The sequence below is a fragment of the Micromonospora sp. HM5-17 genome, assembly GCF_003762835.1.
Taxonomy (GTDB): Bacteria; Actinomycetota; Actinomycetes; order Mycobacteriales; family Micromonosporaceae; genus Plantactinospora.
This window is the reverse complement of record NZ_RJWA01000004.1, coordinates 355,999-367,737: the sequence shown is the minus strand read 5'-3', so window position 1 is coordinate 367,737 and position 11,739 is coordinate 355,999. Positions and strand designations below refer to the sequence as shown.

10 protein-coding genes are annotated in these 11,739 nt (G+C 72.3%); 3 read left to right on the top strand and 7 right to left on the bottom strand.

Features of this window, described 5'->3' with window-relative positions; all coding sequences use genetic code 11:
* Nucleotides 1–60: 60 nt before the first annotated feature.
* The gene (locus EF879_RS15040) at nucleotides 61–1,401 is read left to right on the top strand and encodes a hypothetical protein (protein WP_123559260.1); all 1,341 of its coding nucleotides are present in this window, start codon (nucleotides 61–63) and stop codon (nucleotides 1,399–1,401) included.
* Between the two features lie 93 nt (nucleotides 1,402–1,494).
* Here EF879_RS15040 and EF879_RS15035 read toward each other — a convergent pair whose 3' ends face one another.
* The 4 genes from EF879_RS15035 to EF879_RS15020 form a co-directional block, all read right to left on the bottom strand.
* Nucleotides 1,495–3,354, bottom strand: a complete 1,860-nt coding sequence (locus tag EF879_RS15035) for a glycoside hydrolase family 15 protein (RefSeq protein ID WP_123558995.1) — start codon at nucleotides 3,352–3,354, stop codon at nucleotides 1,495–1,497.
* Between the two features lie 28 nt (nucleotides 3,355–3,382).
* Nucleotides 3,383–3,775, bottom strand: a complete 393-nt coding sequence (locus EF879_RS15030; RefSeq protein WP_123558993.1) for a cupin domain-containing protein — start codon at nucleotides 3,773–3,775, stop codon at nucleotides 3,383–3,385.
* A 417-nt stretch (nucleotides 3,776–4,192) separates the two neighbouring features.
* On the bottom strand, nucleotides 4,193–5,248 hold the full coding sequence (locus tag EF879_RS15025) for a phosphatidylserine/phosphatidylglycerophosphate/cardiolipin synthase family protein (protein ID WP_158624180.1): 1,056 nt from the start codon (nucleotides 5,246–5,248) through the stop codon (nucleotides 4,193–4,195).
* A gap of 294 nt (nucleotides 5,249–5,542) precedes the next feature.
* Complete coding sequence (locus EF879_RS15020; RefSeq protein ID WP_123558989.1) at nucleotides 5,543–5,815, bottom strand: hypothetical protein; 273 nt, start codon at nucleotides 5,813–5,815, stop codon at nucleotides 5,543–5,545.
* 467 nt (nucleotides 5,816–6,282) lie between these two features.
* Here EF879_RS15020 and EF879_RS15015 point away from each other — a divergent pair, with 467 nt between their 5' ends.
* Nucleotides 6,283–7,152 carry an NAD-dependent protein deacetylase gene (locus EF879_RS15015; protein ID WP_199736432.1) on the top strand — a complete coding sequence of 290 codons (870 nt, stop codon included), beginning with the start codon at nucleotides 6,283–6,285 and terminating at the stop codon, nucleotides 7,150–7,152.
* Between the two features lie 51 nt (nucleotides 7,153–7,203).
* On the opposite strand, the gene EF879_RS15010 is transcribed toward EF879_RS15015, so the two are convergent.
* From EF879_RS15010 to EF879_RS15000, 3 genes are all read right to left on the bottom strand, one after another.
* Nucleotides 7,204–8,163: a DMT family transporter gene (locus EF879_RS15010; RefSeq protein ID WP_123558987.1), complete on the bottom strand. Its 960-nt coding sequence runs from the start codon at nucleotides 8,161–8,163 to the stop codon at nucleotides 7,204–7,206.
* 381 nt (nucleotides 8,164–8,544) lie between these two features.
* A complete protein-coding gene (locus EF879_RS15005) occupies nucleotides 8,545–8,835 on the bottom strand; it encodes an adhesin (RefSeq protein ID WP_123558985.1) in 291 nt (96 codons plus the stop codon).
* A gap of 287 nt (nucleotides 8,836–9,122) precedes the next feature.
* On the bottom strand, nucleotides 9,123–10,205 hold the full coding sequence (locus tag EF879_RS15000) for an NAD(P)-binding domain-containing protein (RefSeq protein ID WP_123558983.1): 1,083 nt from the start codon (nucleotides 10,203–10,205) through the stop codon (nucleotides 9,123–9,125).
* 146 nt (nucleotides 10,206–10,351) lie between these two features.
* Here EF879_RS15000 and EF879_RS14995 point away from each other — a divergent pair, with 146 nt between their 5' ends.
* Nucleotides 10,352–11,659 carry a phospholipase D-like domain-containing protein gene (locus EF879_RS14995; protein WP_123558981.1) on the top strand — a complete coding sequence of 436 codons (1,308 nt, stop codon included), beginning with the start codon at nucleotides 10,352–10,354 and terminating at the stop codon, nucleotides 11,657–11,659.
* The last annotated feature ends 80 nt before the right edge of the window (nucleotides 11,660–11,739 follow it).

The window sequence follows — 11,739 nt, the reverse complement described above, 5'->3', positions numbered from 1 at the left end:
CGGAGTTGAGTGGTTATGTTTCACCTGGCCAAGCACGCCCGAGCGGACGGACCGACCGGCGTGTCGGACCCGCTCGGAGGACCGGACGAGACGCTGTGGCGAGAGGCCGCCGCGATCCTCGACGCCAACTGGACCGGCACCCACACGGTCCCGTCCCGAACCCTCTACCCGCACCAGTGGAGCTGGGACGCCGCGTTCATCAGCATCGGGCTGGCCCACGTCGCACCGGACCGGGCCTGGCGTGACCTGCGCAGCCTCTTCACGGCGCAGTGGCCCGACGGCCGGGTTCCGCACATCGTCTTCGATCCGGACGTCACCGAGCGGGACTACTTTCCGGGTCCGACGTTCTGGCGCGCGGGCGGCGACGCCGAGGCCGGCGCGGCGCGGCCACCCCGGCTGAGCAGCGGGATCGTGCAGCCCCCGGTGCACGCCCTGGCCGCCTGGCTGACCTACCAGCGGGCACCAGACGAGACCGCCGCCGCCGAACTGCGGTGGCTCTATCCGCGGCTCGTCGCGCAACAGGAGTACCTCGCGACCGCCCGGGACGTGGGCGGCGCCGGGCTGAGCGCGCTGGTGCACCCGTGGGAGTCCGGTCTGGACAACAGCCCCGCCTGGGACGAGGCGCTGGCGGCCGTACCGGTCGACCTCGCCGTGCTGCGCCGCTACTCCCGGCGCGACACCCAGGTGGTCGCCTCGGCCCACCGGCCGACCGACGAGGACTACGCCCGCTACCTGACCATCGCGTCCGCGTACCGCGACGGGGGCTACCGAGACGCGGACCTGGCCGACCGGCACCCGTTCCTGGTCGAGTGTCCCGGATTCAACGCGCTGCGCGGCGCGGCGGAGCTGGCGCTGGCGCGGATCGCCGAGGTGGTGGGGGCCAACCCGGCGCCGCACCGGGCCCGGGCCGCGGCGGTCACCGCCGCGCTCCTCGACCGGCTCCTCGACCCGGATTCCGGCATGTTCCACGTCCGGGACCTGCGTACGGGGCGACGCAACCCGGCCCGGTGCGTCAACGGGTTGCTCCCGCTGGTCCTGCCCGACCTACCCGTCACCCGCGTGGAGAGCCTGGTCGCCGCGCTGACCTCGCCCCGGTTCGGGATCGGGGACCGGATGCCGGTGCCGAGCTACGACCGCTCCGCCGGCGACTTCGACCCGTTCCGGTATTGGCGCGGACCCGTCTGGTTCAACATCAACTGGCTGCTCTGGCGCGGGCTGCGGACCCACCGCCACCAGGCCCTGGCCGAGCGGCTGCGCGGCGCCCTGCTCGACCTGGTTCGCCGCTCCGGATGCTACGAGTACTTCCACCCGCAGACGGGGGCCGGTATCGGCTCACCGGCGTTCAGTTGGACGGCCGCCCTGACCCTGGACCTGCTCGCCACGCCGGACGCGGTCGGGTGAACCGTCCGGCGCCGGTGCCCGGGCCACCCGCGACCCGGTCGGGACCGCGGGCCGGTCCCGGACGGCACGCCGGTCGCGGACCGCGGGCCGGGGTCAGGAGGTGTCCTCGTCCGGGTCGGGCAACAGGTCGGAGGTGTCCTGCTTGGTCAGCCGCCAGGCGGCGTTGATCAGGCCGATGTGGGACAGCGCCTGTGGGAAATTCCCGAGCTGGACCCCGGTCTCCAGATCGAGCTGTTCGGCGAAGAGCCCGACGTCGTTGGCGCGGGCGACCGTCCGCTCGAACAGCTCCGTGGCCCGCTCCGGCTCCCCGACCAGGACGAGACACTCGACCAGCCAGAAGCTGCAGAGCACGAACCCCGCCGGGTCGGTGGACCAGCGACGGACGAGTCCGTCGCAGCCGAGCCGGTCGTGAACCGCCTCGATGGTGGCGCGCATCCGCGGATCGGTCGCCGGCAGGAAGCCGACGATCGGCATCACCAGCACCGAGGCGTCCAGCTCGGTCGACCCGAAGGCGCCGGTGTACGCCCCGACCTCCGGACGCCAGCCCTGGTCGAGCACGGTCGCCCGGATCTCGTCCCGGGCCGCCGCCCAGCGGGCCGGGTCCGCCCGGTCCCCGAGCCGTGGGGCGAGCCGGACCGCCCGGTCCAACGCCGCCCAGCACATCACCTTCGACGACAGGTAGTCCCGGACCTCGCCGCGTACCTCCCACATGCCGGCGTCCGGCTCCCGCCAGGTCTCGGCGGCCTTGTCGGCGATCCCGACCAACGTCTCCCGCAGCTCGTCGTCCGGCTCCCCGAGCTGTTTCCGGAGCCGGTGCGCGGCAACCATGATCTCGCCGAGTACGTCGAGCTGCCGCTGCCGCCAGGCGTCGTTGCCGACCCGGACCGGCCGGCTGCCCCGGTAGCCGGCCAGGTGGTCCAGGACCTGCTCGGGCAGCCACCGCTCGCCCTCGATGCCGTACATGATCGGCAGCGGTGGGCGGTTGATCCGGCCGGTGGACCGGGCCAGCCAGCCGAAGAGCCGGTTGGCCTCGTCCGGGCAGGCGCCGACCCAGAGGGCGTTCATGGTGAAGGCGAAGTCCCGCAGCCAGCCGTACCGGTAGTCGTAGTTGCGAGTTCCGCCGATCCGCTCCGGCAGCGACGTGGTGGGGGCGGCGACCACCGCGCCGCTCTTCTGGTAGGTCAGCCCCTGGAGCACGAGCGCGCTGTGCCGGACCAGCTCCGGGTAGCGCCCCTGGTAACGGTGAACCTCCTGGATCGAGCGCCACGCCGCGACGGTGTCCGCGACCGCGGCCAGCCGGTCGAGCTCGGCCGGCGGCTCTTCCCCGTACGAGGGGGCGTAGGCGCAGTCGAAGCCGACCGTCTCCCCGGCGGAGACCTCGAACTCTGCCACCGCCGTACTGTCGGGAATCGCGGTCAGCGGCGCGTCACCGCGCAGGGCCAGGGTCACCGGCCCGCAGACGGCGACGATCCGGTCCGCCTCCCCGTGCACGTACGGCATGAGCAGTCCGTACTCGGGTCGGGGCACGAACTCCAGCCGCATCCGTACGGTGCCGCCGAGGCCGCGCACCACCCGCACCAGTACCGCCGGCGACCGCTGCCCCAGCCGGTGTTCCCGAACTCCGGGTGCGGTGGCGAGCACGTCGGTGACCTCGACGCTGCCGTCTTCGGTGTGGTGCTCGGTCCGCAGCACCAGCGTCCCCGGCAGGTACGCCCGCTCGATCCGGTCCCGCCGGTTCGCGCCGCCGGCGACCGATCCGAGCGGGCGCACCCGATCCGGCGTCACCGGGGCGAGAAGCCAGTATCCGGCGTCCGGATCGAGCAGCCGGCCGAAGACCGACGAGGCGTCGAACCGGTCCGGGCACCACCAGTCGACCGAGCCAGCCCGACTCACCAGCGCACCAGACCGGCAGTCGGAGAGGAACGCGTAGTCGCTGATCGGAAGGTCGGTCACCGCGCGCGGATACCCGCCTGGTCGGCCTTCACCCGGTCGGCGGTTCGTCCCGGCCCGCCGCCTCGAGGGCCTCCGCCTCCTCCCTGGTGTGGTGCACCGCCCGGTCGGCGTGCTCGGGCGGCCCGTAGATGGTGTAGAGCACCAGCGGGTTCGGACCGGTGTTGAGGAAGTTGTGCCGCGTCCCGGCCGGTACGACCACCAGGTCGCCCTGGGTGACCTTCCGCCGCTCGCCGGCGACCCGCGCCTCCCCGGTCCCGCTGACGAAGGTGAGGATCTGGTCGATCCCCTCGTGGACCTCCTCGCCGATCTCACCACCCGGCGGGATCGTCATGATGACCAACTGTGTGTGCCGACCGGTCCACAGCACCCGTCGGAAGTCCGGACTCTCCTCGGCGACCGTGGCGATGGTGAAGTGCTCCATGCCCGGTTCCTTACCCCGTGCGGGGACGGATAATGCGGGTCGCTGGGGCGGTTGGTGACCAGTGAGACGGGCGGGACGGGTCGCCGGCCGCCCGACGCGGTGCCGGACCACGCCGGCCCGAGGCTGTCACCGAGGCCCGCCACCGTTCCCCCTTAGCAGGTTCCGGTGCGGTGCCAGGTTTGCTTGCGCCGAGGGTGGGAAACCCCACACCGAGCCGGAACGGCCGCGAGCCGACCGGCGAGCCAGGTCCCCGCCGGCGTACCGCCGATGGGCTGCGTAGGCGGGAGACGGCCAGAGCGCGGCGACGCCTGGACGCGATCGGGCGGCGCCGCGCGCTCCTGCCGGCCCCGGTGGAGCCGGCCCCTGTCGCGCGGCGCCGCCCTGGAAACAGTTACCGCGGGACGGTCCGCCGTCGGATCAGTTCTGCGGGACGGCCGCGGCCCGCAGCGCCCAGAAGTTCGACCGGTACTGGTCGTGGATGGCCGCCGACTGGATCCGCAGCATCGCCTCGTCGTTCTCGCGCAGCGCCGCGTTGGTCCAGTTGTGGCTGCCGGTCACCACCCACTTGGTGTTCCGCTGGCCGGCGTAGGTCCCCTCGATGAGCAGGTACTTCGAGTGCACGATGTAGTCACCCGTGATCCGGTAGAGCTTGATCCGGGGGTGCCCGTCGAGGATGCTGCGCACGTCCGCGTCCATCGTGGTGTAGACGATGTCGACCCAGCACTTCTGGTCGGCCAGTTCACGCAGCTTCTGGGCGATGCCGTTGCGGCTGAAGTACCACATGCCGATCCGGAGGATCGTCCGCCCGGTCTCCGTGCCGACCGTGGTGTTGCCCTCGCAGGTGACGTTCTCGTCGAGCATGTTGTAGATCGTGTCCGTGCTGGAGTTCGTTCCGGCGCGGGGGAAGAAGTACGCCTTGGCGTTGCCGCTCGACGTGGTCCGGTAGTAGTCGTTGTTCTTCACCTGGGCGGCCAGGTCGTTGAAGTAGTTGACGTACGCGTTGTAGACAGCGGTGTTCCCGACCAGGGTCACCGCGTTGTTCCAGTATCGCTCGGCATTGTCGTTGGTCAGGTTGGCCGAGCTCTGCACCAACACGTTCGTCGCGCCGGAGGTGTTCGAGAAGAGGAAGAACTTGTTGTGCATGATCGGCGTGTTCAGGTTGCCGATGCAGGCCCGACCCGTCGTGCAGATCGTGACCCAGGACCGCTTGGTCCGATCGGTACCGAGCGTGGCAACGAGGTCCCGCACCGCCGGGTAGTCCCGCGACTGGCTGTCGAGCACGAGCCGGACGTTGACCCCGCGCTCGTGCGCCGCGATCAGGTCGTTGGACATCCGGGTCAGCGTGAAGTGGTACATCGCGATCCGGATGGTCGAGCCGGAGGCGGCATTCTGGATCAGCCCGCGCAGGTGGTCCACGATGGCGTACTGCTGCGCGGCGACGGTGGGATTGTTGAACACGGCGCCACTGGTCACGGCGGCAGTGGCGGGTGACGTGGGGCTCAGGCACGCGGTGGCGACAATGGCACCGGTGAGAGCCGCCCCAAGAATACGACGCATTACTCGATAGTAGTTTGCCGAGATCGATACGCGACCCCCCGGTCCCCGCGAAACCGATCCATACTGCGGAGACCGAGGTCGGGTGGATGAACCCGGCCGGGTGGCGTCGGGCCGGTACCGCACCGGCCCGACGCCGGGGACGTTCTGGCGTCGATCCGCGCCAATGGCCGGTGGACACAGGTGGACGGGCGGTGGCGAGAGCCGGACGGGTCAGGACGAGACGTGCAGGTGGAAGGAGCGGTCGTCGGGGACGCCCGCGCTGGTGAACGTCTGGACGAAGACCCCGTTGGGGTTGCCGGCACGGCCGACGACGGCGATCTCGCCGGGCGGGGAGACACCCGCGCTGCCGGTCAGACCGATGGTGGCGAGGTAGGCCGACCGGGTGACGTTCTGGATGAAGATCACCTGGTACTGGCCGACGGCGAGCCGGGAGCTGGAGATGACCCCGAATCCCCGGGCCAGGGTCCCGTTGGCGTTGACCACCGCGAAGTGGCCCTGGGCGGTCGCCGGCAGCCCGGCGGCGGTGGCGGGTACGGCCGTCAGGTCGACCTCGTCGGACTCGGTCCCGGCGTCGACCGCGGGCGGCTGCTCGGCGGCGGCGTACGTGGCGGCGTCGGGATCGGCGTACTCGGTGGCGTCGGCGGAGGCCGGGGCGGCCTTGGTGGCGTCGGCGGAGGCCGGGGCGGCTCCTTGGGTGGTCGGGCCGAACGGCGGCCCGGAGCAGGGAGTGGAGCGGAGGTACGGCGAGCGGTCGCCAGCACCTCCAGGGCTAACGCTACGCTCAGTTACTAGTCATGCACACTTAGTACGCATGTCCGATCACGGACAGCCGGTCGCGCGCGACCACGAACCGTCGTACCCGACGCCCATCGACGAGCGCGATGTGATCGCCGGGGGCTGGCTGACCACCCGCGCTGCCTCACCGTCTGGCGACGAGGCAGCATGGACGGGTGGACACGCGCGCACGGTACGCCCCGTTGGCGGAACTCCTGGCCGGCGGCGACGTGGTGGTGCTCAGCGGCGCCGGCCTGTCGACGGAGTCGGGGATCCCGGACTACCGCGGGCCGAACGGGGCACTGCGTCGGCACACCCCGATGACCTACCAGACGTTCGTCGGGGATCCCGCGGCCCGGCGCCGCTACTGGGCCCGCAGCCACCTCGGCTGGCGCACCATCGCCCGGGCCGCCCCGAACGCCGGGCACCGCGCCGTCGCCGACCTGGACCGGCGCGGCCTGCTGGCCGGCGTGGTGACCCAGAACGTGGACGGGCTGCACCAGGCGGCCGGAACCCGTTCCGTCATCGAACTGCACGGCAACCTGGCCCGGGTGGTCTGCCTGAACTGCGGCGACCTGACCGACCGGGCGACCCTCGACCGCCGGCTACGCGCGGCCAACCCCGACTTCGTCGCCGCGTACGACACCGTCAACCCGGACGGGGACGTGGACCTCCCGGACGCCGCGGTGGCGGGCTTTCGGACGGTGGACTGCCAGGCATGCTCGGGCGGGATCCTGAAGCCGGACGTCGTCTTCTTCGGCGAGTCCGTCCCGCCGGACCGGGTCCGGGCCTGTTTCGACCTGGTCGAGCGGGCCCAGCTGCTGCTGGTCCTCGGCTCCTCCCTGACCGTGATGTCGGGTCGCCGGTTCGTGATCCGGGCCGCGAAGCGGGACATCCCTGTCGTGATCATCAACCAGGGGCCGACCCGGGGCGACGCCTACGCCTCACTCACCGTCGACGCGCCCCTGGGTCAGGTCCTCCCCGAACTGGTCCGGCTCGTCGACCTACGCCCTACCGGCCCCGCACCCGCCGCCGTGGTCGGCTGAGCCCGCCACCGCGCGCCGGCGCGGCGGGTGGGCGATCGGCGGAGGCTGGGGCTACGGCACGGTGCCGACCACCGGCTCGGCCGGCCGGGCGCGACCGGTCGGCGGCGTCGTCGCGGCCAGCAGCACCGCCACCCCGAGCAGCACCGCGCCGGCCAGGCCCGCGGGACCGAGTCGGTCACCCAGCACCAGTGCGGCGAGCACCGCGCCGACGAGCGGCTCCAGCAGGGCCAGCAGCGCGGCGACGCCAGGACGGACCGTCCGCAGCCCGCGGAAGTAGAGCAGGTACGCCACCGCGGTCGGTCCGATCCCCAGGGCGAGCAGCAGCCCGACCGCGCCGGGATCGGGGCTGAACCCGAGCCCGACGGTGCTCCCGGCCACGACCGCCACCAGCAACCCGCCGGCGGAGAAGCCGAGCCCGGTGCCGGCGAGGTCGTCAAGCCCGGGCACGGGTCGGGCGCCGACCAGGGTGATCGCGGCGAACCCGGCGGCCGAGACCAGGGCGAGGGCGGTGCTGGCCAGCACCGCCAGCGTGCCGAACCCGCCGGAGGGCAGGCCCACCAGCAGCCCGAGTCCGGCGAGGGCGAGGAGACTGATCCCGGCGGCCCGCCGGTCGAGCCGGCGCCGGCCGCCGACCGCCTCGGCGACCAGGACCAGCACCGGGGCGGCGCCGATGGTGACCAGCGTGGCCAGGCTGACCGAGGTGAGCGTCAGCGAGGCGAAGTAGCAGACCTGGTAGGTGGCGGCCAGGACGCCGAGGACGGCGACCCGGACCCAGGCCGCCCGCCCGTTCGGCAGTCGCCGCCCGGTGAGGAGGAGGAAGGCGACGATCAGGCCGCCGCCGACGCAGAGCCGGTAGCCGGCCACGGCGACCGGGGAGAGTGCGGCGACGCGGCTCAGGAGGCTCCCGGTCAGGCCCCCGGTGCCCCAGAGGATGCCAGAAATGATCAGAAAGGCGAGGCCGGCGCCGGGCCGGTGACGCCCGGCGGGCAGCGGCGCGTGCGGGGTGTGCATGGATGTTCGCGCTCCTGCGACGAGTAGGGACTTCAGTCGCGGAAGCGGGGCGTGCTCGGATCACCATCCACAGGGGATCAGCGCAATCCACAGAGGATCAGCGCACCGGCCCTGGTGGCGCGGCACGCTGCGGTCATCGCCCCGCTCAGGAGCGGGGCGGCGGGGTGATCGGAAAGCACCGGTGCACGGGCGACACTCTACCGACCGGGGCCGCCGGCAGGTGGACCCCGGTCACCTGCCGGCGGCGCGCTGTTCCGATGACACTCGGCATGCCGGCGCGGCGGCGGGTGACCGGGACCGCGCCTGGCGCCGGCGGCCCGGAGCCGGTCGAGGGCGGCCCGGGCGCCACCGCACCGGGGCCGCCGACGCCGGCGGCGCGGCTCAGCCGAGCGGCCGCTGCTCGGAGAAGCCGAACTGCACGGTCCCCTCGGCGTCCACCGCCGCGTCGAGGGACTTGTCGTCGAGGATCTGGGCAGCGTGCGGGTCGAGGAAGACCCGGGCGCCGTCGCTGTCCACCACCTGGTCGCCCTGGGCTGGGTGCGCAACCAGTTCCAGGGTGAGCGAGCCTGCGGCGAGGTCGCTGGCGATACGGATCCCGGCTCCGGCCGGGGCATCCGGCCGGCTGGTGAGGTCGCGGATCACGAGTACGGCGTTCTGGGTCATGGTGAGCATGGAAACTCCTTGTGGATTCTCGTGGAAGTCGGCCGGCGATCCGCACTCTCGGTGCTCGGGAGCCGTGACGGACCACGTCCTCGCTGGTCGACGGCGGGCGCGGACAGCCCTGGGACATGTCGTCAGCCCCTCGGCGGCGCCGCGTACGCGGGCCGGGCTGACGCCTGGACGTACGGCGAGGTGGTGTCTTCCCTCGAACTCGCGGCTATGGCAACACGCCGTACGTGCCCCACGTTGCCGCCTCCAGCCAGATTCGTCAACTCCGGCGAGTCGACCCGCGCGCTGTGCTATGCCCGCCCGACGGCGTCCCGGTCCGCCGCCAGCAGGCGCCGGATGTCGCGGACGGCGGCCCGTCCGGCCCGGTTCGCACCGATCGTGCTCGCCGACAATCCGTACCCGACCAGGTGCACGCGTTCGTCGACCACCACCCGGGTGCCATCCATCGCGATCCCACCGCCCGGCCCGCGCAGCCGCAGCGGCGCGAGGTGGTCCAGGACCGGCCGGAAGCCGGTGCACCAGAGGATCACGTCGGCCGCGAAGACGCTGCCGTCGCTCCAGACGACCCCGTCCGGGACGATCCGGTCGAACATCGGGTAGCGCCGCAGCAGCCCCGCGGCGCGCATCCGGCGCAACCGCGGCGTCCAGGGCAGCCCGGTCGCCGCGACGACGCTGCCCGGTGGCAGGCCCGCGCCGACCCGCGCCGCGACCCGGGCCACCGCGGCCCGGCGCTGCTCCAGGCCGAACTCCTCGACGAAGACCGGTGGCCGCCGGGTGACCCAGCGGGTCGCGGCGGCGACCTCGGCGACCTCGTCCAGCACCTGCACGGCGGAGGTGCCGCCGCCGACCACCACCACCCGGCGGCCGGCGAACTCGTCCGGTCCTCGGTAGTCGGCGGTGTGCAGCTGCCGCCCGGCGAACGACGCCCGCCCCGGGTAGTACGGCCAGAACGGCCGGCGCCACGTCCCGGTGGCGTTGACGAGGGCCCGGGCCCGCCACTCTCCGGCGTCGGTCCGTACCGCCAGCCACCGGTCCGGACGGTCGTACACCCCGGTCACGGTGACCGGTCGGTACACCGGCAGCTCGAACTCCCGCTCGTACGCGGCGAAGTACTCCGCCATCACCTCGGCGGCCGGACGGTCCGGATCGGCCCCGTCGAACCGCAGGCCGGGGAGGTCGGAGATCCCGTGCACGTCGGAGAGGCGCAGGGTGGGCCACCGCTCCCGCCAGGCGCCGCCCGGCCCGGCACCGGCGTCCAGCAGCACGTACCCGGTCTCGGGAGCGAACCCGGCCCGGCGCAGGAAGTAGCCGGCGGAGAGGCCGGCCTGACCGGCACCGACCACCACCACGTCGACACGTCGTACGTCGTCCACACCTGGGTAACCGCTCCCGGCCGACGACCCGTACCCGGGAGGTGTGGTTTCGTCGCTCACACCCGGCGGCACCGCATCGGGCGCGGCGTCGTCACCGACGCGGGACGGCACTGGTGTTCGACGCCCGGCAGTGGAATCATCCAGGCATGCGGATTGGTAGATTATTTACATCGAAGACGGCCCGAGTGGCACTCGTCTTCACGATCGCCGCCGCCGGCCTCGGCGCACCCACCGCGGCCGCCAGCCCAGCCGCCGCTGAGCCGGACCCGGTACTGAACAAGGCCGTCTTCAACCGGCCGACCGGCTCGACCACGGAGCAGAACGCCATCCTCATCCAGCTGGCCCGCATCATCGACCGCGTGCCGGCCGGCGGAGAAATCCAGATGTCCTGGTACCACTTCACCGTCTCGGACGTGACGGACTCGGCCAGCACCCCGGACCTGCCGGGCCGGCTCATCGCCGCGTACCGCCGGGGCGTACGCGTCAAGATCATCGTGGACCAGTCCTCGGCGACCGCGCGCCCGTTCCAGCGGCTGCAACCCGTCCTCGGCTCGACCGACACCGCCGACTCCTACATCGTGCACTGCGCGGACAGCTTCCCCAGCCAACAGCGCGGCTGCATCGGCACCCGCACCATCAACTACTCCACCTCGTCGGTCACCGCCTACAACCACAACAAGTTCCTCACCGCGTCCAGCCTGGTGCTCAACAACGGGACGACGGTCTCCAACGTGGTCTTCCAGGCGTCGTCGAACCTGACCTGGTGGGACACCACCGAGGCGTACAACAACGCGGTGACGTTCAGCGACGCGACGGTGTACCAGGCGTACCGGACGTACTTCGCGGACCTGCGTGCGTACCGGCACAGCGCGACCGGGAACAACAACTACTACTGGCTGACGCCCACCGGCAGCACGTACAAGGTGCACTTCTTCCCCCGGCGGGAGCGCTCCGGGCAGTCGATCCACGACCCCGCGACCGACACCGTGGTCAGCATCCTGAACGCGGTCACATCGTGCTACTACGACGACGCGGGAACGCGCCGCCAGACCGACATCCGGGTCAACATGTACTCCTTCACCCGGCCCGAGGTGGCGAAGCGGCTCACCGCGCTCCGCAACGCCGGCTGCTGGGTCGACGTCGTCTACACCGAGATGAACGACGCGGTCCGTAACGCGCTGGGCAGCACGATCCAGCTCACCCAGTGCAACTACAACGTGGGGCCGGGGCTGGACATCCGGACCCACAACAAGTACATGCTGATCGACGGCGCGTACGACGACGACATCGTGCCCCGGGTCTTCACCGGCAGCCACAACTACGCCATCTCGGCGCTGCGCCAGGCCGACGAGACCCTGCTGCGCATCATGGGACGCGGCATGCACGACGACTACCTGCGCGACTTCTGGCACGTCCGGGACACCTGCCGGGCCAACGGCGGCGCGATCCGCTGAGCGGCGTCCCTCCGACGGGGCGTGATACCGGCGGGGCCGAGGCCGGGCGGCACGTCCGGCGCGGGTCCGGCCGGCCGTGA